General features: G+C 31.5%; 26 protein-coding genes and 1 other RNA gene. 20 read left to right on the top strand and 7 right to left on the bottom strand.

Annotation, left to right across the window (positions count from 1 at the left end; genetic code table 11):
* The first annotated feature begins 73 nt into the window (after positions 1-73).
* The 7 genes from infA to rplQ all read left to right on the top strand — a co-directional run bounded on the left by infA (position 74) and on the right by rplQ (position 3806).
* Positions 74-307, top strand: coding sequence for a translation initiation factor IF-1 (gene infA / locus X924_RS01030; RefSeq protein WP_121957085.1), 234 nt, complete (start codon positions 74-76; stop codon positions 305-307).
* Positions 308-412: 105 nt separating this feature from the next.
* Positions 413-529, top strand: a complete 117-nt coding sequence (gene rpmJ / locus X924_RS01025) for a 50S ribosomal protein L36 (RefSeq protein WP_121957084.1) — start codon at positions 413-415, stop codon at positions 527-529.
* 129 nt (positions 530-658) lie between these two features.
* Positions 659-1024: a 30S ribosomal protein S13 gene (gene rpsM / locus X924_RS01020; RefSeq protein ID WP_121957083.1), complete on the top strand. Its 366-nt coding sequence runs from the start codon at positions 659-661 to the stop codon at positions 1022-1024.
* Between the two features lie 161 nt (positions 1025-1185).
* Positions 1186-1575 (top strand): 30S ribosomal protein S11, encoded by a 390-nt coding sequence (gene rpsK / locus X924_RS01015; protein ID WP_121957082.1) that lies wholly within the window; start codon positions 1186-1188, stop codon positions 1573-1575.
* Between the two features lie 27 nt (positions 1576-1602).
* The gene (gene rpsD, locus X924_RS01010) at positions 1603-2238 is read left to right on the top strand and encodes a 30S ribosomal protein S4 (protein ID WP_121957081.1); all 636 of its coding nucleotides are present in this window, start codon (positions 1603-1605) and stop codon (positions 2236-2238) included.
* A gap of 115 nt (positions 2239-2353) precedes the next feature.
* Complete coding sequence (locus X924_RS01005) at positions 2354-3424, top strand: DNA-directed RNA polymerase subunit alpha (protein ID WP_121957080.1); 1071 nt, start codon at positions 2354-2356, stop codon at positions 3422-3424.
* Positions 3414-3806: a 50S ribosomal protein L17 gene (rplQ, locus tag X924_RS01000; RefSeq protein WP_121957079.1), complete on the top strand. Its 393-nt coding sequence runs from the start codon at positions 3414-3416 to the stop codon at positions 3804-3806. The genes X924_RS01005 and rplQ overlap by 11 nt, the downstream gene beginning before the upstream one ends.
* Positions 3807-3843: 37 nt before the next feature.
* On the opposite strand, the gene rnpB is transcribed toward rplQ, so the two are convergent.
* The 4 genes from rnpB to X924_RS00980 form a co-directional block, all read right to left on the bottom strand.
* Positions 3844-4172, bottom strand: an RNA gene (gene rnpB / locus X924_RS00995) — RNase P RNA component class A.
* Entirely contained in the window at positions 4166-5077 is a 912-nt protein-coding gene (locus tag X924_RS00990) for a TIGR01212 family radical SAM protein (RefSeq protein ID WP_121957078.1), read from the bottom strand. The genes rnpB and X924_RS00990 overlap by 7 nt, the downstream gene beginning before the upstream one ends.
* Before the next feature lie 5 nt (positions 5078-5082).
* Complete coding sequence (locus X924_RS00985) at positions 5083-5577, bottom strand: hypothetical protein (protein WP_121957077.1); 495 nt, start codon at positions 5575-5577, stop codon at positions 5083-5085.
* A complete protein-coding gene (locus X924_RS00980; protein WP_121957076.1) occupies positions 5483-6820 on the bottom strand; it encodes an amidohydrolase in 1338 nt (445 codons plus the stop codon). The genes X924_RS00985 and X924_RS00980 overlap by 95 nt, the downstream gene beginning before the upstream one ends.
* Before the next feature lie 433 nt (positions 6821-7253).
* On the opposite strand from X924_RS00980, the gene X924_RS00975 reads away from it, so the two are divergent.
* The 13 genes from X924_RS00975 to atpC all read left to right on the top strand — a co-directional run bounded on the left by X924_RS00975 (position 7254) and on the right by atpC (position 20376).
* A complete protein-coding gene (locus X924_RS00975; RefSeq protein ID WP_121957075.1) occupies positions 7254-9221 on the top strand; it encodes a hypothetical protein in 1968 nt (655 codons plus the stop codon).
* Between the two features lie 18 nt (positions 9222-9239).
* Positions 9240-11717: a S8 family serine peptidase gene (locus tag X924_RS00970; protein WP_121957074.1), complete on the top strand. Its 2478-nt coding sequence runs from the start codon at positions 9240-9242 to the stop codon at positions 11715-11717.
* Between the two features lie 406 nt (positions 11718-12123).
* Positions 12124-12690, top strand: coding sequence for a protease complex subunit PrcB family protein (locus X924_RS00965; protein ID WP_121957073.1), 567 nt, complete (start codon positions 12124-12126; stop codon positions 12688-12690).
* Positions 12691-13130: 440 nt separating this feature from the next.
* A complete protein-coding gene (locus tag X924_RS00960) occupies positions 13131-13409 on the top strand; it encodes an AtpZ/AtpI family protein (protein WP_199172598.1) in 279 nt (92 codons plus the stop codon).
* The gene (locus X924_RS00955) at positions 13345-13683 is read left to right on the top strand and encodes an ATP synthase subunit I (RefSeq protein ID WP_121957072.1); all 339 of its coding nucleotides are present in this window, start codon (positions 13345-13347) and stop codon (positions 13681-13683) included. Before X924_RS00960 ends, X924_RS00955 begins: the two co-directional genes overlap by 65 nt.
* A gap of 174 nt (positions 13684-13857) precedes the next feature.
* Positions 13858-14676, top strand: coding sequence for a F0F1 ATP synthase subunit A (gene atpB, locus X924_RS00950; RefSeq protein WP_121957071.1), 819 nt, complete (start codon positions 13858-13860; stop codon positions 14674-14676).
* Between the two features lie 130 nt (positions 14677-14806).
* Positions 14807-15067 carry a F0F1 ATP synthase subunit C gene (locus tag X924_RS00945; RefSeq protein WP_369826004.1) on the top strand — a complete coding sequence of 87 codons (261 nt, stop codon included), beginning with the start codon at positions 14807-14809 and terminating at the stop codon, positions 15065-15067.
* Positions 15068-15122: 55 nt separating this feature from the next.
* Complete coding sequence (gene atpF / locus X924_RS00940; protein WP_121957069.1) at positions 15123-15614, top strand: F0F1 ATP synthase subunit B; 492 nt, start codon at positions 15123-15125, stop codon at positions 15612-15614.
* The gene (atpH, locus tag X924_RS00935; protein ID WP_158245270.1) at positions 15614-16186 is read left to right on the top strand and encodes an ATP synthase F1 subunit delta; all 573 of its coding nucleotides are present in this window, start codon (positions 15614-15616) and stop codon (positions 16184-16186) included. The genes atpF and atpH overlap by 1 nt, the downstream gene beginning before the upstream one ends.
* Positions 16176-17690, top strand: coding sequence for a F0F1 ATP synthase subunit alpha (atpA, locus tag X924_RS00930; RefSeq protein ID WP_121957067.1), 1515 nt, complete (start codon positions 16176-16178; stop codon positions 17688-17690). The genes atpH and atpA overlap by 11 nt, the downstream gene beginning before the upstream one ends.
* 17 nt (positions 17691-17707) lie before the next feature.
* Positions 17708-18535, top strand: a complete 828-nt coding sequence (gene atpG / locus X924_RS00925; protein WP_121957066.1) for an ATP synthase F1 subunit gamma — start codon at positions 17708-17710, stop codon at positions 18533-18535.
* A gap of 11 nt (positions 18536-18546) precedes the next feature.
* The gene (atpD, locus tag X924_RS00920; RefSeq protein WP_121957065.1) at positions 18547-19944 is read left to right on the top strand and encodes a F0F1 ATP synthase subunit beta; all 1398 of its coding nucleotides are present in this window, start codon (positions 18547-18549) and stop codon (positions 19942-19944) included.
* 27 nt (positions 19945-19971) lie between these two features.
* Complete coding sequence (atpC, locus tag X924_RS00915; protein ID WP_233186544.1) at positions 19972-20376, top strand: ATP synthase F1 subunit epsilon; 405 nt, start codon at positions 19972-19974, stop codon at positions 20374-20376.
* A 6-nt stretch (positions 20377-20382) separates the two neighbouring features.
* Here atpC and X924_RS00910 read toward each other — a convergent pair whose 3' ends face one another.
* The 3 genes from X924_RS00910 to X924_RS00900 are packed head-to-tail and all read right to left on the bottom strand — an operon-like array spanning position 20383 to position 23064.
* Positions 20383-21081, bottom strand: coding sequence for a hypothetical protein (locus X924_RS00910; RefSeq protein ID WP_121957064.1), 699 nt, complete (start codon positions 21079-21081; stop codon positions 20383-20385).
* Between the two features lie 4 nt (positions 21082-21085).
* Entirely contained in the window at positions 21086-21649 is a 564-nt protein-coding gene (locus tag X924_RS00905) for a hypothetical protein (RefSeq protein ID WP_121957063.1), read from the bottom strand.
* The gene (locus X924_RS00900) at positions 21646-23064 is read right to left on the bottom strand and encodes an aminopeptidase (protein WP_121957062.1); all 1419 of its coding nucleotides are present in this window, start codon (positions 23062-23064) and stop codon (positions 21646-21648) included. Before X924_RS00900 ends, X924_RS00905 begins: the two co-directional genes overlap by 4 nt.
* Between the last annotated feature and the right edge of the window lie 671 nt (positions 23065-23735).

Below are 23735 nucleotides of genomic sequence, written 5' to 3'. Positions count from 1 at the left end.
CTAAAACGTTTATAGAATCTTAATTTCATAATTTCTAAAGTGGGTAAAAGTCCCTTAATAAGGAGGGAACAGATTGGCTAAAAAAAAAGATGTTATTGTGATGCAAGGTAATATTTTAGAATCTTTGCCTAATGCTACATTTAAAGTTAAGTTGGATAATGGGCACGAAGTTTTAGCACATATATCAGGAAAGATGAGAAAAAATTTTATAAAATTACTTCCAGGTGATAGAGTAACGGTGGAAGTATCAATTTATGATTTAAATAGAGGAAGAATAGTTAGAAGAGAAAAATTGAATAAAGCTTAAAAGTATTTTACAGGGTTATGATGAAGGAATTTATAGACAGTTGGAAATGTGAGTTTTTTAAGAATTTTAAAGACAGCTTAAAAAATTAGGTAAGGAGGAATAAAATTGAAAGTCAGAGCTTCAGTCAAAAAAAGATGCGAAAGTTGCAGGATTGTTAAAAGAGGGGGAAGAGTTTGGGTAGTTTGTTCGAAAAACCCAAAACACAAACAAAGACAAGGTTAAAGAAAATAAAATATTATCAATTTTTATATTCTTAATTTAGATTAAGAACAGGAAAATTTTAAAACATCAATGGAAAAAAAGGTTGAATTTTTAAGAATTGCAAGTATTATCTTGAAGGAGGATGAATTAATGGCACGTATTTTAGGAGTCGAAATTCCTGATAATAAAGCATTATTTGTAGGATTGACATATATATACGGAATAGGTAGAAAGACTGCTTTTGATATATTAAAAGCAGTTAATATAGATCCGAATAAAAAAGCTAAAGATTTAACAGACGATGAAATTTCCGCACTCACCCATTATATAAATGAGAATTACAAAATTGAAGGAGATTTGAGGCAAGAAGTTAACAGCAATATAAAAAGATTAATCGATATTGGTTCCTATAGAGGAAGAAGACATAAAGCAGGATTACCAGTGAGAGGTCAAAAAACTCATTCAAATGCAAGAACAAGAAAAGGTCCCAGATTAACAAAGATAAAGAAAAAATAATGCCTTTATTCAAGAAACGGTCAATTTAAAAGTTTATTTTTGAAAAATAGTTGAGAACTTTAGAAAAGGGAATTTTTTGAAAAATAAGTATTTGAAGTTTAAGTGGGTTTAGGGCGGAACTTTTACCAGATTTTAAAAATTTTAAGGAGGTTTATAAATAAATGGCAAAAAAGGGAGTTCAACAGAGAAGCAAAAAGAAAAAAGCAGCTCCTGAAAAAGCGGCAGTGCATATACATTCGACTTTTAACAATACCATAGTTACTTTAACAGATTTAGAAGGGAGACCAATTCTGTGGTCCAGCGGCGGTAACGTTGGATTTAAAGGTACCAAGAAGGGGACACCTTACGCTGCTCAAATGTCATCTGATAAAGTTGCAAAAGAAGCTTTAAATTTGGGAGTAAAAAGAGTAGATGTATACGTTAGTGGACCTGGTTCAGGAAGAGAATCAGCTATTAGAGCTTTACAAGCGGCTGGTTTAAATGTAGAAAGTATAAAAGACGTTACACCTATTCCACATAACGGATGTAGACCAAAAAAGAAAAGATTTTAATTAGGTATTAAGGAGGGAAATAATTTAATGGCAAGATATATTGGTCCATTAGAAAAATTATCGAGGCGTGAAAGAATTAACCTTTATTTAAAGGGCAAAAGAAGTTATACTGAGAAATCGGCTTTAAGAAAGAGAAATTTTGCCCCCGGTCAACATGGAAGGCAACCACAAAAGTTAACACAATATGCCGTACAATTAAGGTCTAAACAAGCTTTGAAAAGAATGTATGGATTAATGGAAAGACAATTCCGAAATACTTTTGAAAAAGCTGAAAAGAGCAGAACGGCAGAAACTGGAGAACTTTTGATGCAACTTCTTGAAAGAAGATTGGATTCTGTCGTTTTTCAGATGGGTTTTGCTCCAAACAGAAGAACTGCGAGACAAATAGTAACCCATGGACATATTTTAGTTAATGGTAAAAAAGTTAATATTCCTTCTTTTTTAATTAAAGAGGGAGATGTTGTAGAAGTTAAAGAGAAAAGTCGAAATATTCAACAAGTAAAAGATGGTTTAGAGTTAGTCCAAGAGGGTTATAGAAATATACCTTCATGGGTAAATGTCGATTTAGAAAATTTAAAAGGAACATTTGAAAGAGTTCCAAAAATAGAAGAAATGGATGTACCTGTAGAATTAACAAACATAATTGAGCTTTATTCAAAATAAAAAATTATAGTTTATAAATTTTATAGTCTAATTTTTTAACAATAAAATATCACCTCGCTCTTAAAGGGCAGGAAAGGAGGTGTACTCTAGATCCTAAAATGGGATCGGAGAATTTATGGAATTATTAATCAAACCTGAAAAATTTAGAGTTGTAGAGAAAAAAGAAGAAAAAGATTATAACTATGCAAAATATGAGTTATTTCCTTTAGAAAAAGGTTATGCTATAACTATAGGAAATGCTTTAAGAAGAGTTTTATTGTCTTCTATTCCTTCGTTGGCGATAACGGGTTTAAGAGTACCGGGAAAATTGCATGAATACGATACTATTGATGGAATTAAAGAAGATATTATAGAAATTTCTTTAAATTTAAAGAAAGTACAATTAAAAATAAATGATATAGATAAGTTGGCAGATATAGATCGTCCTATAATATTAACACTGAAGAAAAAATACAAAGCTTCTGAAATAATAAAAAGTGGAGATATAAAAACTCCAGCCGATATAGAAATTGCTAATCCCGAGTTTGTAATTGCTCATGTAAATAAAGATATGGAAGTGGATTTCGAACTTTATGCACAAGCAGGTAAAGGTTTTGTACCAGCTCAAGAGTTGGACTATCAAAGTGATATAGAATATATTTTTATTGACGGAGTATTCAGTCCTGTTCTTAAGGTAAATTATCTAACAGAAAATATTCGTGTTGGAAGAAGAACAGACTACGATAAACTTATACTTGAAATTTGGACGAAGAAAAATATTACTCCTACCGAAGCATTAAAAGAAGCAACAGAAACACTCATGGAACACTTTGATTTTATTTCCAAATTGTGGATGAAAGAGGGAGAAGTTGAAGGTATAGATGAGGCAATAGAAGTCTCTTCAAAAATGGAAGATGAGGAAGAATCAAAAGAATTTGAAGAAGATATATTTGGGTTACCCAAAGAATTAGTTGGGACTTTAATAGATTCGTTAGATTTAACAAAAAGAGCAAAGAATTGTTTGAAAAGAGAGAAAATAGAGACTATAGGAGAACTTTTAAAGAGAGGTCCAAATGATCTATTGAAGATAAAAAATTTTGGTAGAAAGTCTTTGGAAGAAGTGAAAAAAGAATTAAAAGAAAAGTTTGATATAGACTATGATAAACTTTATGAGTACGAAAGGGGGAACTCCTTCGATGAGGCATAGAGTAAAAACTAATAAACTAAATAGATATGCTTCTCATAGAAAAGCATTGTTAAATAATCTTGCAAGAAGCGTATTTGAATCAGAAAGTATTATAACTACTACTGCGAAAGCAAAAGCGGTAAGGCCTTTAGTTGAAAGAATTATAACAAAGGCAAAAGAAGCAAATTCGACTACGTCACCAGAAAGAAAAGTAGCTTTAAATAGAGATATAAACAGACATTTTAACGATAGGAAATTGGTCTACAAAATTGTTCATGAAATAGCTCCAAGATATGAAAACAGAAATGGTGGTTACACAAGGATACTTAAAATTGGTTATAGAAAAGGGGACGCTTCAGAACTATCGATACTTCAACTTTTACCTAAAGAAAAAGAAGCTTAATAAAAACCCTCAAAGAATGTTCTTTGAGGGTTTTTTAATAAACAGTAGGACTATAAGCCGGATTCTGTTTAGTTGGTCATTTATCTACGCGGTCTACCCGGAAGGCGGAGCATCAGCTCACTTGGCGGACTACCTATGGCCTTCCCATTTGACCTTGCTCAAGATGGAGGTTACCAAGCTATTAGATCACTCTAACACTGGTAGGCTCTTACCCTACCTTTCCACCCTTGCCAGTCGGCGGTTTCCGTTTCTATGGCCCTGTTCAAGGATCTCTCCTTCTGGCAGTTAGCCAGCATCTTGTCCTTAGAGTCCAGACTTTCCTCAAAATAGGCACGTATGCCTACTTGCGACCAACTGTCCTACTTTAAATAATCAAATAATTTTCCTTGATAACTGTTTCTCTTTTTCATTTCAGCTTCTATAATATTTAAAATCTGTATTTTACTTAAACCCCAGTTTCCATGTAACGTTCCTTCTTTTGGTGGATCAGCAACAAGTCTATGAATTACAACATTCGGATCTAAATATTCCAAAAAAATTATAGACCTATCAACAAAATCTTTCAAAGTCAAAGGTACAAATTCCCCAAGTTTATACATTTCCCCAAGTTTTGTATTTTCAACTATATATAAGGAATGAAGCTTTACTCCGTTTACTCTTAAAACAGAACTTATCTTTGCCATCTCAACAACATCTTCTATAGTATCTGTAGGAAAATCTATTATATAATGCAATATGATTTCCACATTTGCTTTTTTTAATCTATTTGTAGCATCGATAACTTCAGCCAACGTATGACCTCTGTTCATAAATTTCAATGTGTTGGGGTTAGTACTTTCAACACCAAGTTCAACAAAAACATCTAAGTTGTCTTTAAATTCTTTCAAAACTTCTATTGTTTCGTTTGAAATACAGTCAGGGCGTGTGGAAACATCTAAAGCAACTATTCTATCATCGATTAACGCTTTTTCATATCGAATTTTTAAAACTTTGGCAGGAGCATAAGTATTAGTATTAGATTGAAAATATACGATAAATTTATTAGCTTTTGATTGGTACCTTGAGATCATATTTTTAACTTGATTCTCTATGCTTGTTTGAGATGAAAAAGCAGCAAAACCACTCCCTGTTGAATCACAGTAGATACATCCGCCTTTACCTTTTTCTCCTGTTTTGTTTGGACATGTAAAGCCTGCGTTTATTGGTAGCCTTTGTACCCTTTCACCGTATCTATTTTTAAGATATGTGCTCAATCTATTGTATAAATCCAAAAATATCACCATCTATTCAACTGAAGTATTAAATCGTTTACAACAGACCTTTTTGGTCCATAAACAACGAAAAACATATTTTGAAATCCTTTATACCACGCACTTAATTGCATTTTCATGTATTCTATATTGAATTCGCCATATAAAAAAGGAATTGCCGAAAAAGCTGCAGTTAAGCCATTAGAATAGTCATTAACAAAAGTATACCAAAAATTTAGCAACGTAAAAGGATTATTAAAGTAAATTATATGTACTTCGTATATGTCGCTACTTTTTAAAAAGGTTATCTTTAGGTGCTCTGTATTATCAGGTAGAGTAGATTCTAAAACAGTTCCATTTCTTGTAACTATTCTTTCCAAATCTTCATAGCCATTTGGAGAAAAATCTATATATTTATCAATGCCTTTACCTGCAGTTATCGTTGGTATTATAATTAGAAGAAAAGTTAAGGCTATTATGCTTATTTTCAAGTGTTTTGTAATAATTATAAAATTGTTCATAAATTTTCTCCTCGCCTTCTTTTAAAGTAAGAAACTTACCATCAAAGTAAAGCCATTTTCCAGCTGCCATACTTGCATACACATTTTTCGGATTAACAGAATAAACAATATGAGATTTCAACTTAGACAAATCATTTGGGAAAAACTCAAGGGAATTGATATCAAGTACAACTAAATCTGCTTTAAATCCAGGTTCTAACCTTCCTAATTTTTCTTCTAAAGCGAAACCTCCGTTTTCCCAAGCCATTCGAAGAATTTCTTCTACATGAAATTTATCTGGACCATATTTATATTTTTGTAAGATAGCTCCTATTTTCATCTCGCTAAATAAATTTAAAGAGTTATTACTTGCAGAACCATCTGTACCAAAAGTTACGTTAATACCTTTTTCCAACATTTTCACTATTGGGGCGATACCATTTCCCAATTTCATATTACTTGTTGGGTTATAAGCTACATTAACTTCGCTTCTTGAAAGAACTTCTATATCTTTTTCATCTGCATAAACACAGTGTGCACTTATAGTAGGAACTTCAAACAAACCAGTATTTTCTATATCAATTAAATTGTATAATTGCTTTTCATTTGTAGATTCTAAAAGATGAATTTGAACATGAGTTTGATATTTTTTTGCAAGTTTCGCAACTTCTTTAAGTTTATCTATGGGAACTGTATAGGGGGCATGAGGTCCAAATCCTATGTAAATTCTATCGTCTAAACCATTATATTTTTCATAAGTTCCTATGTTTTCATTCAGCCTTTTTTTCCATCCCTCGGGTGTATCGTAAGATAGCCCTCTTGAAATATATGCTCTAATACCTAAGTCGTAAGCTGCTTTAGCTACGCTATCTGTGAACATGTACATATCAACAAAAGTTGTTATACCGTTAGAAATCATTTCTAAAATAGAAACCATCGCACCATAATACGCCATTTCGCTTTCTAAAAGATCTTCCCTTGGAAACATGTATTTAAATAACCAATCATCTATAGATACATCATCTGCTAATCCTCGAAAATAAGACATAACAGAATGAGTATGAGCGTTAATAAATCCAGGAACAATTAACTTTCCGGATAAATCAAATTCTTCAACATTTTCAATCCCTTGTTCTCTTTTATTTGTTATTTCTACGGGTATTAAATCTTCAATTTCATCTTTGTCTATTAAAATGTTCATTTTTTCAACATCATCGTCGGCACTAATCAAAACATAGGCATTTTTTAACAACTTTTTAGACATAGTTTTTCAACTCCTTAGGCTTTTTCAAGATAATTATACTATAAAAACTGATAGAATAATTTTTAAATCAAAATGCAATTTAATTAATAAAAAATAGAATTTTTCTTTATAATATAAATTACAATGATTACAATATATATTAAATGAAATATTTAATTTAATATAATAACAATTATAACAACAATAAATTTTTTATTATATTAAACGAAAAGGCTATAATAATATAAAATATTAGTTTTTATCTTGTTTACAAAAATAGTAAAAAAATAACAAAAAATACTTTAATGTTGCAATTGTGATTGATATGTGATATAATAAAAATTGAACAGCCTTTTTATAAACAGAAATTTAAAAATAATTTAAATATTTTATCAAAGAATTAGTTTTTTGGTAGTTAAAATTTTAAGAACTATTTAACGGGGGTGATTTAAGAATGAAAAAGTATTTTTATGTTGTTGTTTTACTGATTTCTCTATTTGTTGTTTCTGCATGCGTGCCTTTATTTAATAATCCGCCGAACAAACCTTCGAATCCTTATCCTGTAAATGGGGCATCAAATATTCCAGTAAATGTGACTTTACAATGGCAAGCAAGTGATCCTGATGGAGATACGTTGAAATATGATTTATATTTTGGTGAACAAAGTAATCCTCCTCTTTTTAAATCAAATTTAACATCGAAATCTTATGGACCTTTGGAGCTTGAAAACGATAAGACATATTATTGGAAAGTTGTAGCAAAAGATCCTAACGGAAAAACTGCCACCGGCCCTGTTTGGAGTTTTTCAACTATTGCTCTTGAACCAATTCCGGCTTCACTCATTGTTGTTAGTTTTAACACAGGTTCGGCAGTTGAAGGAGCCACTGTTGTTATCAAAAATGGGGAAGATGTTTTGGCACGAGGCACAACAAATGAAAAAGGCGAAGTAACTTTCAATGTTAGAGGTTTTCCAGAAAAAATAGACGTAGAATTGAAAAAGCAAGGATATGCTTTAAGCAAGATTGAGGGATTAAAAGTAGAAGATATTGTGGATAATTTTAAAGAAGTTCAACTAAGAACTGCTAAATTATCTACAGACCCTGATACCCAAACTTTCCCTGAAGTTACTCTCAGTTTTTTTGATTTGCAAGGTAACGAATTAGATATCACCAATATTACAGGAAGTTTCACGTTAAGAGTTGATGTTGAGACAGATAATCATCCGAGTGTTATTTACGCTAAAATAGGAAGTGTTCCGGGTTCAGGCTCTTTGGGAGAGCGATATATTGCTTCAGATACAAAAACAGCTACATTTACGATTGATATTTCAAATTTTTATGGAGAAAATCCTTTATATGTTGTATTTTATGATTATAATGACAATAGAGTAGAAAAGATAGAATACATAACAATAACTAAAGAAATCGAAGAAGTTGAAGGAGCACTCTTTGTTCCTATAAGTCCAGTAGATTTTGGATATGTTGGCATAGTATCTTATACAAGGAATCAAGGAGTAGAATTTTATAACAACGATAAACTATTAAAAATAGTTTCTGATAAGTTTGATTTTAATGGCGCTAATGACTTACCACAAGATTTTGAACCATTAAAAAATTTTGGTACAGGGATAGAAGCTGCACCACAAGGAACTAACTTATGGATAGAAATAAGCTGGTTTGATTATGACACATTGTATTACTACGGACTTGTTGGGCCAAATGTTGTTCGTCCAGATGGATATAACGTTTATAGATCTTTTGACGGAGTTAATTATAGAAAAATAGCTACTGTAGGATCTGGTTATTATTTAGATCCATCAGCACAAAACGAAGCAGGTAAAGAAGTATGGTATGCCGTCACTTCCTACAAAGGAAATGAAGAAAGTGAACTTGTTAAATTAGGTTCAGTTGTTCCTCTTGATAGTTTTAACGTTAATTTAAGGTCACCAGCAGATAGAGAAACAAACGTTTCAAGACAACCAACCTTTGTTTGGGAACCCACAAAAGAGTTAATTTCTCCTGAATCTGTTGTTGAGTACTACTATACAATGTGGGTATACGATTTAGTACAAAGTGAAAATTATATTTTCCCAGGGATTTTAGAAGGCTCTACTGTTTACATGTACGATTTTGCAACAGTAGGAGCTGCAGAAGTTTCTGTAACTTTTAAAGGGAATGAAGGAAGCCCTGAATATGAAGATTTAAGTTGGTTCTTATATTTGCCTTCTGGAATTTATTATTATGGAGATAATAAATTGGAAGCTGGTAAAACCTATGACTGGGGAGTAGATTACGCATACGCTGTGTCTTATGATTCAGATAGTTTGGCATATTCTATAGCAATAGACTATGGTTGGGGTATAGATCCTTTTGGAGGAGTAATGCCTGAAATGCATAATGAATTTACAACTGGAAATAATTGAGAAAGGGGGTAAGACAAAATGAAAAAGAGATTTTCAATAATAGTTGTTTTAGCTGTTTCTTTGGTTTTTATAATTTCAGGTTGTATGAACTTGAATGCAATATCTGATTATGATAATAATCTAAACGATAATTCTGTTTCAAATCTAAATAATTCAAGAATATATATTCCGACTTTTATAGAACTTCAAGGTCGCGAATATAACGATAATGAATTAGTTGTTGGTTATGAAGAAGGAAAAAGAGACGAAGCAGTAAAGGAGTTATTGTCAAAATTTAAAGATGAGAAAGGTGCGAAAGTTGAAAAAGAAATACCTGAACTTAATGCAGTACTTATAAAATTAGACACAAGTGTTATGGATGTAAATAAAGCTTTTGAGATTATTAAAAATGAAAAGATAGATGGGATAAGATACATCGAACCAAATTATACCGATAGAAGATTAATTCCTGTAATTAAAGGCCAAGATCCTCAAATTCAAAGAAACAATTCTATACAGCTCAATAACAATGTCACTCCAGAAACAACAGATCCGTTTAGAAGCTTCCAATATGCTCTTGACCGATTAGAAGCCGAAACCGCTTGGGCTTCCGCAACTGGAGAGGGAGTAATAGTTGGATTATTAGATACAGGTACAGACGGCACTCATCCTGATTTAGAAGGTCAATTAGTGCAAGGTTACGATCCTTATTATAGAAGGACAATTGCGCCCAATATAGATTCTGATTCAGACGGTCATGGAACGCATACAGCTGGAATAATAGCTGCTAAAAGAAATAATGATATAGGAATATCAGGATTAGCACCAGATGCTAAGATTATGCCTATTAGAATCTTTAGACCTAGTTATGTGGGCGACTATGCAGTCGCTGACGGAATAGTATGGGCTGTAAATAACGGAGCAAACGTCTTATCAAACAGTTGGGGTGGTGGAGGATATTCCAACATACTAAAAGATGCATTTGATTACGCTCTTATGAATAACGTAGTGGTTGTTGCATCTGCTGGTAATGATACTACTGATCAATTCTGGCATTACCCATCAGCATTTACTGGAGTAATAGGTGTTGCAGCAAGTAATGCAAGAGATGAAGTTACTTCTTTTTCTTCAAGGGGAGAATATGTCTCTGTAGCAGCTCCAGGTGACAACGTAATTTCATCTATTCCGGTAAGACTTGCTTCAAGTGAAGGAATAGAAGGAGTAGGTGGGAAAGAACCTTACGCTTATTGGGCAGGTACTTCTATGGCGGCTCCTTATGTTTCTGCTTTAGCAGCGTTATTGAAAGAAAAATATCCAGATGCAGATGTTTATCAAATAAGAAAGATGATAGAAGAAGGAGCAGAAGATATAGATGTTTCAGGTTATGATACTGCTTCAGGCTATGGAAGAATAAATGCCGCGAACTCTCTTAATCTTGACCCAAATGAATATAAGGGCGGTATTCTAAGAGTAGAAGCAAAAACTAAAAAGGGTGGCTATTATTTACCCGGCGTTAACATTACTTTAGAAAATAAAGAAACGGGTAAAAGATATTATGGCAAGACTAATAATGAAGGTTACGAATTATTTGCTTGGATAGAGCCGGGAGAATACAAAATAATTATAGGTGGCCCAGAGTATTTATATGCATATGCACCTAATTACAGAATGGCAGAAGCGCTTAGTTATACAAATAAAGTTACTGTAGAACCTCTCTCAGAAGACATACCAACAATATATACTCAAACAACAATATATACTCAAGAATTTGAAACTACCCAGTTTAAAGCAAAACTAACAAGCGACCTTCCATTCCCAGGAAGTTTATCTGTTTTATTATTAGATCAAGATTTTTATATTGTGGAAGCTTTTGATATAAGAAGTTACGAGAAAATAATTATTGATTTATTACCTTATATAGAAGAGAGCGGTCATTATTATTTAGTTTATGATTATGAAGGAGATATACCTGAAGAAAAAATAATTGCAAAGGAAGATTTCGAAGATGGTGATTTAGAACATGAGTTCTTTAACTGGGAAAGTGGCGGACATGCAGAACCCTATATAGAAGTAATTGATGGAGCTAAAGTTCTGAAATTTGGAAATATTAATGATAATCAAAAAAGTTGGGTAGAAACAACATTTACTGTTGATACTGTCGCTTCATTGTCTTTTAAGGTTAAAGTATCTTCGGAGAATAATTATGATTGGTTTAAAGTGTATGTAAATAATGTTGAAAAGTTGCGTTTAAGTGGCGAACAAGATTGGATGACTTATAGTGTTTTATTAGATAGTGGGAGCCACACCGTAAGATTTGCGTATGAAAAAGATATTAGTCTGTCTGTGGGTGAAGATACGGCGTGGTTAGATGACATTGTAATAGCTAAACCATTTGGTATAAGTGGAGAGATAACAATAAATAATAATAATATTCCAGTAGCAATTCCTATAAATAATCCTGGTTTTGGATTTATAGATGAATACGGTGGATACGGCGTTCCTTGGACAATATTTTAAGTTATAGCTTTAAATAAAGTTGGGGCCTAAAGGTCCCAACTTTAATATTTTTTATATATTTTTGATGTATAATTAAATGATAATTGCAGGCATTTTATAAATAAAAAATTTTCAAAAATTAAAGTTTTGGATTTATAATGGAGTTAAGTTGAAGACTATATTTTAATTAAAGATTTTAGGAATTGGGAATTTTTTAAAAATAAGCATTTGAATTTAAAATGGGTCCAGGGCGGAGCCCTCTTTCCCACCTTTGGTACAAGTACCGAAAAAGTTAAAAGAATTAAGAATTAGTAAAGATTAGAGCTATGGAGGTATTTTTGAAAAAATTTAAAACTAAAATATTGGCAAAACTTAGATTTTAGAATTTCTAAAGTGACTATTTACTATTATACGAGGAGGAGATATTATGAATTTTAATCAAATATTTATGATTGTTTTGATGACTGGAATTATTTTAGGGACAGGATATTTTTTGTATTCTTCATCAGAGGAAAAACTTATTGAAGAAGAAGTTGGAAAAAATACTGATGAATACATAGAAAAAAATGATCTTATATTCGATGAATCACAAGAAAAAGGAGAGAAGGCAATGAATTATGAAATTGTCGAATGTTTTGTAAGAAGTCAAACACCTGATGTATTGATTTATCAAAATAATGTACCAGTCACCGATGTAAAGAAAGTTCCTTTTATTATCTGTATAAGTGCTGGAGAAAAAAGGACAGGAGGTTATGTTTTGAATCTAAATAGTATAGGGATTGATGAAGATAATAAAAAAATACTGATAGAATTATTCTTAAAAACGCCAGGAAAAGGTGAAATGGTAACTCAGGCGCTTACATATCCTTCCATAGGAATTGAGATTAATGAAACATTGGTAGAAGGTGATTGGGAAGTAATCGCTAAAATTGATCAAAAAAATACCCAATCTTTAATATTAACGAAAAAGTTTTCTTATATTTTAATTGATTAACGTATTAATTTATCAAATATATTGTATTTATCCCTTTAAAAAGAGAATTTGTTTAATTCCTTTTAAAGGTTGCTTTTACTAATCTCTTGATTTAAAAGTTATGATAATAAAAGAATACAAATTGGACCAATTATGTAATTGTGAATTAATGTTGGTTATAATAAATTTACAGATAATTCTCTTCCAAATCTTCAACTCAATGCCTTAATTGCGAATTCTTTTTCAGCTTCATGTTTACCTTTTTCGATACCTTCTTTCATTCCTTCTTGTCTTAATGATTGTTTATCTTAAGTTTTTCATTAAATATCTGTAAGCCATGATTTTAAGGGATGTAAAGACTATATGTGAGTGTGTCATATCAATTAGTTAACATACATATTTGAATTTTTATCGAATAAATAGTATAATTGTTATTAGGTTATTTTTATGGAGGTTAAAAATTGAAGAAGTATAACTTTGATTATTTTCGTTCATTGAATCTGATCGTTTATTTTGCTGTAATTGTTTTGTCAAATATTTTTGTTGGTTTTTTGATAGGATATTTAATAACTAAATTTACAGGACAGCAAATATGGATAGTTTTGTTGATATTTTTAGGTATGATTTCGGGATTATATTCGGCAGTAAAAGAGCTTTTGAAAGAGGCTGAAAAATATGACAGAGCTGAAAAAGAAGCTCAAAGAGTTAATAATAAAAACAGTAATAATAGTAGCGATTGAAACTGTGACACTTTCTTTTTTCTTTTCTTATGAATCTTTGTGGGTGCTTTGGGGCGGATTAGGAGCTATTTTAGGGTTTTATTCTTTGGCAGAAGAGATTAAAAAAATGGAAGTTGGTTCAAAAGTAAGAAAGATTTTGCCGGGATTTTTTCTTAGATATCTTTTATATGGCATAATTTTGGGTATTGCAGCCTATAATTCTTTGACCGCGTTAATGTTAAGCTTTTTAGGTTTAATCAATATGAAAGTTTCTGTTTACCTTTCTTATAAATAGATTGTATAGCTGAAGTATCTTTAAAATAAAGGTTTTTTAAAAATAAGCATCTGAGTTTAAGGTGGGTTTATAACAAGGGAGAGATTTTTGAAAAAATTGAACGTTAAAATATTCATAGAAACTGAATTTCATAATTTTTAAGATAGTAGAAGTTAAGGAAGAGGAGGTGCGTGAGTGACAACTGAGAGACTAAAAAATATGACTATCTTTTTTTTCATTCTTTATATTGGGTTAGGGTTAGTAAATTTATTTATATTCGAAATGAATTTAGAAGGTGTAGGTCAAAGTTGGATTGTTTCTTTTGGGAAAGGTGGTTTTTTTGGTCAAATAAATCCTATGACGTTGATAATGTCTTTTTCTGTGATGTTTATCCTTCTTTTATTTGCGCGAAGTGTGAAATTTGAAAGGATTCCTGGAAGGTTACAGGCAGCGGTTGAAAGTTTTTTTGATTTTTTTTGGGAAATCACAGAAGAAGTTGTTCCAAATCCAAAATATAGAAAACATACCTTTGTTATAGCTACTACGTTTTTTTTATACATAGTTGTGTCAAATGTTTTAGGGGGTATTCCTGGAATAAATGTTGTTCCTATAGCTGACGGTCTTAAAGTACAGTTGTTTACAGATACATGGTATCCTCCTACTTCTGATTTAAATGTGAACCTAACATACGCAATAATGGTTTTGATAATAAGCCATTTTTTTGCTATAAGATCAAAAGGAATTGGGAAATGGTTTAAATCGTTACTTGAACCAAATCCGATAATGTTTCCTATAAACATTGTTAGTGAAATCGCAAAGCCAATATCTCATTCTTTTAGGTTATATGGTAACGTAGTGGGAGGAGGTATGTTGGTTTTAATTATAAGTAGTTTGATAAAATATTTTGTAATGCCAGTGTTTCTTTGGGCTATTTTTGGATGGTTTTTTGGAATAATTCAAGCGTTTGTATTTTCTTTATTAACTATAGTTTATATTGGTACTATGTTGGATTAGGTTTTATATTAGCGATTTTTAAGCTTTAATTATAATATCAACAAAATGTAAGTTTTAGAAATTATAAAAGAATATTATAAAAAGCAAGGGAGGAAAAGAGATGGATCTAAGTTCAATGCTTCAAACTTTAATTGAAAACGGTGGATATGTAGGATGGGGACTTTATTATTTAGGTAAATTGTTAGGGGCAGGAATTGCAATGGGAATAGGAGCTATTGGTCCTGGATTGGGTGAAGGTCAAGTTGGAGCTCATGCTATGGATGCTATGGCGAGGCAGCCCGAACTTGCTGGTACAATAAGAACAAATATGATTTTAGCTGATGCTATTGCTGAGACAACGGGTCTTTACTCGTTGGTCGTTGCTTTAATATTGTTGTTTGTTCTTCCATAAACATGTAAATATATTTTGGGAAAATATAAAGAAAGATCCCTGAAGGGGTGATTTAATGTTATCTTTTAATCTTACTTCGATAGTTAATTTAGTGGGTTTTATAGCTTTTATGCTTTTAATGTATAGGTTATTGTATAAGCCTTATTTTGATATTACGGATAAGCGTAAACAAGAAGTTGAAAAGAATTTGAATGAGGCTGAGAAACTTAGGTTAGAAGCACAGGCTAAAAAAGAAGAATTAGATAAGCAATTATTGGAAATAGAAGATAAAAGGCATGAAATTATTGAACAAGCGAATGAGCAGGCAAAATTAATTTTAAAATCTACGCAGGAAGAAGCAGAAAATCAACGTAAAAATATTTTGGAGAAAGCCGAAAAGGAAGCTGAAGAGATAAAAGAAAATGCTGTGAAAGATTTACAGTCAAAGTTAATTGCATTATCGCTTAGCATTTCTTCTATGATACTTAAAGAACAAATAGACAAACAAAAAAATGAAGAAATAGTTAGAAGAGCAATAAAAAGCCTTCAAGATAAAGGGGACTTATGATGAAAGCTTCTTATTATTTAGCCTCTAAATATGTGTATGCTTTTTTAGAGGTTTTAAGAGAAAGCGGGGAAATTGAAAACCTTGATAATTTTGTAGAAGCTTTTCAAAAAATTGTAGAAACTGTCGAAAAAGACGAATCAATTAGAGACATCGTTTATAGCCCTTTATTACCTTATGATTATATCGTTGATAAGCTTTTAGAAATAAGCGGGTTAAATAATAATATTTTTCGTAATTTTTTACGTATATTGGTTCAGAAGCGTAGGCAACAGTTAATCCCTCTTATTAGCAGTATTTTACACGAAGAAAGTTTGGAATTAAAAAAGGTTGTAGAAGTTAAGATTGTATTATCAAAGAAAATTTCAAATGAATTGTTGAAAGATATCAAAAACGTTATTCATAATAAAACCGGAAGAAAAATAAAGTTAATAACTGAATATAATGAAGAAATCATAGGTGGATTACAATTATACATTGGTGACAAATTTTTTGATTATTCTGTTAAAGGATTTTTGGAAAACATACAGTCTGCCTATGCACCGACTGCTGGAGGTGAATTTTTTGAGGGTTAACCCAGATGAATTGACAAAAGTAATTGAAGAACGCATAAAGAGTTATGAGAGTGGCGAAATAAAAGAAATTGGATGGGTAATGCAAGTCAGTGATGGTATAGTTAGGGCATATGGTTTAAAAGATGTTATGACAAATGAATTAGTTGAAATAGAAGCTTCTAATGGAACGAAAGTTTATGGTATCGCTATGAATTTAGAAGAAGATAATGTGGGTATAATAACTTTAGATGATTACAAAGGTATTAAAGAGGGAGACAAATTAATTAGGACAAAGCGAATTATAGAAGTGCCTGTTGGAGAAAGTTTATTAGGAAGAGTCGTAAATCCTTTGGGAATCGCTCTTGATGGTAAAGGTGAAATCAAAGCAAAAGATTTCTATCCTATAGAAAGGAAAGCAATGGGAGTTATTACAAGAAAACCTGTTGATACTCCTGTTCAAACTGGGATAAAAGTTTTAGATGCTTTAATTCCAATAGGTAGAGGTCAGAGAGAATTAATAATTGGAGATAGACAAACAGGGAAAACTGCAATTGCTGTTGATACTATTATAAATCAGAAAGGCAAAAATATGTATTGTGTATATGTGGCTATTGGTCAGAAAGCTTCTGCTTTAGCTCGAACAATCGATAATTTGGAAAAGTATGGTGCCATGGATTATACCGTTATTGTAGCAGCTGATGCATCTGATCCTGCCTCACTTCAGTATATAGCTCCTTATGCAGGAGCCGCAATTGGAGAATATTTTATGTTTAATGGAGAGGATGCATTAGTTATATATGACGACCTTTCTAAACATGCAGCGGCTTATCGTGAGGTCTCTTTACTATTGAGGAGGCCACCTGGAAGGGAAGCTTATCCAGGAGATATTTTTTATTTACATTCGAGATTGTTGGAAAGAGCTTCAAGATTAAACGAAGAACACGGAAATGGTTCTTTAACTGCATTACCAATAGTAGAAACTCAAGCTAATGATATTTCTGCATATATTCCCACCAACGTTATATCTATAACAGACGGTCAAATTTATTTAGAGCCGAGCCTTTTTAATGCTGGAATTAGGCCGGCTGTCAATATCGGATTATCAGTTTCAAGGGTTGGTGGAGATGCACAAACAAAAGCAATGAAAAGAGTTGCTGGCTCTTTGAAGTTGGATTTGGCACAATATAGAGAGTTAGAATCATTTACTCAATTTGCAGCTGATCTTGATGAGTCTACTAAAAAACAATTAATTAAAGGTGAAAAACTAACTGAATTGATGAAACAACCGCAATATTCTCCAATGGAATTAGAAGAGCAGGTAACGATAATATATGTTGCAACACAAGGTTATTTAGATCAAATACCTACTGAAAAAATAGGTAGTTTTGAGAAGCAGTTTATTTCATATGTGAAAGAAAATTATTCGAATACTTTGAAGAAAATAAAAGAAACAAAAGATTTGACTGAAGAGGTAAAAAATGAATTAAATCAAGCGGCATCGAAGTTTTTGAAAGTTTTTAAATAGTTTGGTGGTGATTTTAAATGAGTCGAGGTAATTTAAGAAGTATAAAAAGAAGAATAGCTTCGACAGAATCAACAATGCAGATAACAAGGGCTATGCAAATGGTTGCTACTGCAAGGCTCAATAAGATACAAAAACAGTGGGATACAGTTAAAAATTATGCTTACTATTCTGAAAAGATTTTAGAAAAAGTACCAGTAAATGAAGATAGCTTTTATACTCAAGATGGAGAAGGAACTCTTGTTTTGCTTATAACTCCAGAAATGGGATTAGCAGGTTCTTTTCCAGGTGATTTGACAAGAGAAGCGTTAAGCTTAAAATCAAAATTAACAGATTTTAAAGGATATTTTGTTATTGGAACGAAAGGATATTCGGCATTGAAAAATGAAAAAATTTTTTTAAATAGGACTAACATATACGATATACCAAAAATTGATCATGCGGAATATTTGGTTGAAGATATGTTTGAAATTATGAGAGAGAATAATATAAAAAGAGTTAAGGTTGTTTATGGTAAATTAAGGAATGCATTGGTTCAGTTGCCTCAAGTTTTTGATTTACTTCCAATAAAAGGGAAAAATGAAAAGTTGGATGCAAGGTATGAATATGAACCGATGGAGGAAGAAGTTTTTGAGCAAGCGGCTTATTTTTATGTTTTGTCAAAAATTTATCTTTTCTTGTTTGAAACAAAATTGAGTGAGTTCCATGCGAGACAGAATGCTATGAAAAATGCAACTGATAATGCTCACGATTTAATAGAAGAATTGAACCTTGAATATAATAAGCAAAGGCAAACATCAATTACCCAAGAATTGATAGAGATAGTTAACGGTGCAAATATGCAATAGGAGGTAATTTAATGCAAGAAAAAACAGGAACGATAGTTAGCATAATTGGCCCTGTAGTGGATGTAAGGTTTTCTGCTGGGGAATTACCTAACATTTTCGATGCTTTAAAAGCGAGAAATATTTATACTAACGAAGAAATTGTTTTAGAAGTTGAACAATTAATAGGTGATGATACAGCAAGATGTGTTGCTATGGATTCTACTGATGGATTAAAACGTGGACAAGAGGTTATAAATATGGGTAGTCCAATAAAAGTTCCAGTAGGCCAAGATACATTGGGAAGGATGTTTAATTTATTAGGTAATCCTATAGATGAAAAGGGAGAAGTGAAAGGTGAAGATTATTGGCCCATACATAAAGCTCCTCCTCCTTTAAAAGATCAGGATACACGAATAGAGATTTTAGAAACCGGCATAAAATGTATAGATCTTTTAGCCCCTTTTCCACGGGGAGGTAAAATAGGATTTTTTGGTGGAGCTGGAGTTGGAAAAACAGTTTTGGTTATGGAATTGATAAGGAATATAGCTAAGGAACATCAAGGTATCTCAGTGTTTGCAGGTGTTGGAGAAAGGACAAGAGAAGGTAACGACCTTTGGCTTGAGATGAAAGAGACAGGAGTTATAGATAGTACAGTGTTAGTGTTTGGACAAATGAATGAACCACCGGGAGCAAGGTTTAGAGTTCCTTTAACTGCCCTTACTATTTCTGAATATTTTAGAGATATACAAAAAAAAGATGTTCTGTTGTTTATTGATAATATTTTTAGATTTGTACAAGCTGGTTCGGAAGTTTCCGCATTGCTTGGAAGAATGCCTTCTGCAGTGGGTTATCAGCCTACCTTGGCTACGGAAATGGGGCAATTACAAGAAAGAATTACTTCGACTAAAGATGGATCTATAACTTCTGTTCAGGCTATATATGTTCCTGCAGATGATTTCACTGATCCTGCGCCAGCTACAACTTTTGCTCACTTAGATGCAAATATTAACCTTTCAAGAAAGCAATCTGAGTTAGGGCTTTATCCCGCAGTTGATCCTTTGGATTCAACTTCGAAAATGTTAGATCCAAATATTGTGGGAGAGGAACATTATTTGGTTGCAAGACAAGTTAAAGAGGTATTACAAAGATATGAGGATCTTCAAGATATTATAGCTATACTGGGTATAGAAGAGCTTTCTGAAGAAGATAGAAAAGTTGTTAATAGGGCTCGAAGGATTCAAAGGTTTTTAACTCAACCTTTTTTTGTTGCTGAGCGGTTCACTAATTATTCTGGTAAATATGTAAACGTTGAAGATACAATAAAAGGTTTTAAAGAAATTCTTGAAGGAAAATACGATGATTTACCAGAAAATGCTTTTTATATGGTTGGTACTATAGAAGAAGCAGTAGAAAAAGCTAAAAAGTTGTAAGTAGAATTTTTTAAAATTTAAAGGTTGGTGATTCTAATATTTAAACTTAAAATAGTTACCCCGGAAGGAACAAGGTTCGAAGATGAAGTTGAATATGTAGAACTCGCTACAAAAGAAGGATATATGGGTAGTTTAACCAATAGGCTTCCTTTTGTAGGAATGTTGAGAATTGCTCCATTAACTATAAAAATAGGCAATCGGAACGAAGTTTTTGCGGTTCATGGGGGTATAGTAGAGATGAACGGTGTAGAAATGATCGTTGTTACTACTGCTGCCGAAAAAGCTGAAGACATAGATATTGAAGCTGCTAAAAGAGCTATAGAAAGAGCTCAAGAAGAGCTCAAAGCAAGTGAAGATAACTTTAAAAAGATAAAATTACAAACAAGGATAGAAAAGAATTTGCTCCGAATGAATGTCTCAAAAAATAGATAATTTGTTCTAAATAAGATTTATCTTAGATTTTATTTGATTAAGGTCGTTATAATTTGTTTCTAAGTAATTATTTTTTATAGTTTTTAAATGACCCATATTGAGAATAATTTTATTTTTATCTGCTTTAACAACAATTTTTTCGTCAAAGATTGCGGGAGTATATATGTTTTTATCTGTTATGACGTAAGAAAGTAAGATGTTTGAAACATCTTGATTGAAAAAATTAGAATAACTATTGACAAAGATAATATCTATTTCTTGCATTTTCAAAGTCATTAAAACTGCAGGATTGGCTAATTCTTCAGGAAGAAGAAAAGAGATCTTGTTAGAATTTATTGAAAAAACTCGGTTTTTTAAACTTTTTTCCAAGTTTATATAGTTACAGTTATTATTAAATAATTTGATAATGTTGTTTTTTTCAAAAATTATTAAAAATACTCCGTAAATATTTGTCAACTCGTTTATTAAAGTTAATTTTTTGCGATGAATTTTGTTGTTAGTAGAATATAGAAAAACATAGAATCCTTCGTTTATACCTTCGGCGAAGGATTTTATAAGTTTTATGGGACTTAGATTATTTATAGCATAAATTCCAATAGTATCTTTATCGTTAATTCTCGTGTCGTTTATTTTTTTTAATGATTGAAAAATAGTACTTTTTAATTTTATATAATGTAATTTTAAAAAAAATTGGTTGCTTTTCATTTTTTTACCTCATAACTTTAACATCAAAAGAATGCAAAGTTTCTTTTAGATCTGATAAATACTTTCCAAAAGTGAACATGTAATTTCCTTTCTTTTCATAATCTAAAAACACATATATTGCATTTTTAATAACAAATTCATTTTTATAATTTGGAATAATGTAAGATATTTTTGTTACGCCATTATTATTGTTGATTATCAAAGAAGGAATATTAACTTTTCTTACGTTTGAATGTATATGTGAATAAATTTTATCTATTATATTATTTGAAAATTCCATAGAAAAAACTATAAGATCAACTTTGTAAATAAGACTCAAAAAATAAAATTCAAAATTCAAAACATCTTTAGTAAAACCAAAAGATATCAAAATATCTTTTTCGCTCATAAATCTATTATCTTTATTTAAATAAGTTTTATTACTGTTTATATAACATTCAATATAGTCTCTATTTAATAAACCAACAACCTCAGTCTGGCTGTATAATGACCAGCCTGAGGTTGAAAGCATTATATCTAAATCGACGAATTCCAAAGCATTTAAAGGATTTCCAACATAGATTTTCATTTTCCAAATTTTTCAAAGAAAGTTTTATATGCCAAATAAGTTTCAAAGATATCCGCCTTAGATGCAACCTCATATGGTGAGTGCATACCTAAAAGCGGGACTCCTGCATCCAAAACATCCAAGCCCTTCTCTGCAAAAAACAACGCAATTGTGCCTCCTCCACCTCTGTCTACTTTTCCCAATTCACCTGTTTGCCAACTAATGTTTTCCTGATTAAAGAGGTTTCTTATTTTACCTACTAATTCAGCATTGGCGTCGTTTGTCCTTGCTTTTCCTCCAGATCCTGTGTATTTCATCAACGTTATTCCATATCCTAATCGAGGAGCATTTGAAAGGTCGTGAGCTTCTTTATAATTTGGATCTACTGCAGCTGAAACATCGGCGGATAAGAGTGTGGAATTTGCAAGAACATCATTAATGTCCTTACCTTTTTCGTGTTCATTTGCTAAGAACATAATCTTATTAATTACGTTTATCCAAAAATGATTTTTTGCTCCGGTATTTCCATCACTGCCTATTTCTTCTTTATCCACTAACAAAACAGCCGGACTTTTTTGTGAAGTTTGTGAATCTATAAGTCCAGTTAATGCTGTATAAGCGCATACTCTGTCATCTTGTCCATATGAAGCTAATAAACTTCTGTCTATACCAACATCCCTGGCAGCAAGTGCTGGTACAACTTCTAATTCTGCGCTAACAAAATCCTCTTCAATTATTCCATATTTTTCGTTCAACAGGTTTAAAATGTTTAATTTAACAGGGTTTTTGATAGTTTGAGTTTCATCATAAGTAATAGCTATTGTTCCAAGTAATAAATTCATCTTTTCTGATTCAAATGCTTCTTCAACTTTTTTACCAGCTAAATCTCTGTGTAAATGTGGTAACAAATCAGATATTACAAATATTGGGTCATTTTCGTCTGAACCTATCGATACCTCTAATTTACTGCCATCACTTTTTAATACAATTCCATGGAGTTCCAGAGGTATATTAAACCATTGATACTTCTTAATTCCACCGTAATAATGTGTTTTAGCCATAGCAATTTGTTCATCTTCTACAATCGGCTCTGGTTTTAAATCAAATCTTGGTGAATCTATATGTGCACCAACGATGTTAACACCGTTTATTAACGGGTTGTTGTATTTAATAGCGAACACGGATTTTTCTTTATTGATAAAATAAATCTTGTCTCCTACCTCTATTTTACCTTTGCTTTCATAAAAGAAAAGAGGCTTGAATCCATTATTTTCTAAAAGCTCTGTCGCATATTTTACTGCTTTCCTCTCAGTTTTAGAAGAATTGATAAAGCTTTTATATTTTAATGCGTAATTTTCAATATCTTCCTTCTTTCGCTTATTCCATACATTTCTTTTCTTGGTGGTTAATTTTTGTTCGATTTCTTTAAAATCCATTATTATCTCACCTCCTTTAAAATTTTACCATAAATTGCCCTAAAATAATAAATTTTTATTTTGCATTCTAAAAAAATAAAGCTAATTAAAACCAATTAAAACGTTTTATTGGCAAATATTAGCTTTAAACGTTGATTATCTAAGTATCTTATCTTTTTAATAAAAAGTTAAATATATTATAATAATTTTAGATATTTGTATAGAAATCGTCCCTAAGTCGGATTTGAATTTTAAATGGATCCAGGGTACAACCCTCCTCTCTCTTCTTAGCTACAAGTATCGAAAAAGGTAAAAGAAATTAAGAATTGGTAAGGATTAGAAGTAGGAGGTATTTTTTAAAAAAATCTAATCTAAAACATACATATAATAAGGATTTCGTAATTTTTAAAGGCAGTGAAATTTAATAGGTACTTTAGAAATGATAATTTTCAAAAAATAAGCTTTTGAATTTAAAACGGGTCCAGGGCGGAGCCCTCTCCTTCTTCCTTGGCTACAAGTACCGAAAAAGGTAAAGAAATTAAGAATTAGTAAGGATTAAAAGTGGGAGGTATTTTTTAAAAAAATCTAATCTAAAACATACATATAATAAGGATTTCGTAATTTCTAAAGGCAGTGAAATTTAATAGGTACTTTAGAAATGGTAATTTTCAAAAAATAAGCTTTTGGATTTA

Source organism: Petrotoga sp. 9PWA.NaAc.5.4 (assembly GCF_002895485.1).
Taxonomy (GTDB): domain Bacteria; phylum Thermotogota; class Thermotogae; order Petrotogales; family Petrotogaceae; genus AZRK01.
The sequence above is the reverse complement of the archived record's forward strand: the minus strand, read 5'-3'. Positions and strand labels throughout refer to the sequence as shown.

Coding starts and splice junctions, on each gene's coding strand:
- rpsM (WP_121957083.1), top strand. CDS start 659: ATGGCACGTATTTTAGGAGTCGAAATTCCTGATAATAAAGCATTATTT.
- rpsK (WP_121957082.1), top strand. CDS start 1,186: ATGGCAAAAAAGGGAGTTCAACAGAGAAGCAAAAAGAAAAAAGCAGCT.
- rpsD (WP_121957081.1), top strand. CDS start 1,603: ATGGCAAGATATATTGGTCCATTAGAAAAATTATCGAGGCGTGAAAGA.
- X924_RS01005 (WP_121957080.1), top strand. CDS start 2,354: ATGGAATTATTAATCAAACCTGAAAAATTTAGAGTTGTAGAGAAAAAA.
- rplQ (WP_121957079.1), top strand. CDS start 3,414: ATGAGGCATAGAGTAAAAACTAATAAACTAAATAGATATGCTTCTCAT.
- X924_RS00985 (WP_121957077.1), bottom strand. CDS start 5,577: ATGAACAATTTTATAATTATTACAAAACACTTGAAAATAAGCATAATA.
- X924_RS00980 (WP_121957076.1), bottom strand. CDS start 6,820: ATGTCTAAAAAGTTGTTAAAAAATGCCTATGTTTTGATTAGTGCCGAC.
- X924_RS00975 (WP_121957075.1), top strand. CDS start 7,254: ATGAAAAAGTATTTTTATGTTGTTGTTTTACTGATTTCTCTATTTGTT.
- X924_RS00970 (WP_121957074.1), top strand. CDS start 9,240: ATGAAAAAGAGATTTTCAATAATAGTTGTTTTAGCTGTTTCTTTGGTT.
- X924_RS00965 (WP_121957073.1), top strand. CDS start 12,124: ATGAATTTTAATCAAATATTTATGATTGTTTTGATGACTGGAATTATT.
- X924_RS00955 (WP_121957072.1), top strand. CDS start 13,345: ATGACAGAGCTGAAAAAGAAGCTCAAAGAGTTAATAATAAAAACAGTA.
- atpF (WP_121957069.1), top strand. CDS start 15,123: ATGTTATCTTTTAATCTTACTTCGATAGTTAATTTAGTGGGTTTTATA.
- atpH (WP_158245270.1), top strand. CDS start 15,614: ATGAAAGCTTCTTATTATTTAGCCTCTAAATATGTGTATGCTTTTTTA.
- atpG (WP_121957066.1), top strand. CDS start 17,708: ATGAGTCGAGGTAATTTAAGAAGTATAAAAAGAAGAATAGCTTCGACA.
- atpD (WP_121957065.1), top strand. CDS start 18,547: ATGCAAGAAAAAACAGGAACGATAGTTAGCATAATTGGCCCTGTAGTG.
- X924_RS00910 (WP_121957064.1), bottom strand. CDS start 21,081: ATGAAAAGCAACCAATTTTTTTTAAAATTACATTATATAAAATTAAAA.
- X924_RS00905 (WP_121957063.1), bottom strand. CDS start 21,649: ATGAAAATCTATGTTGGAAATCCTTTAAATGCTTTGGAATTCGTCGAT.
- X924_RS00900 (WP_121957062.1), bottom strand. CDS start 23,064: ATGGATTTTAAAGAAATCGAACAAAAATTAACCACCAAGAAAAGAAAT.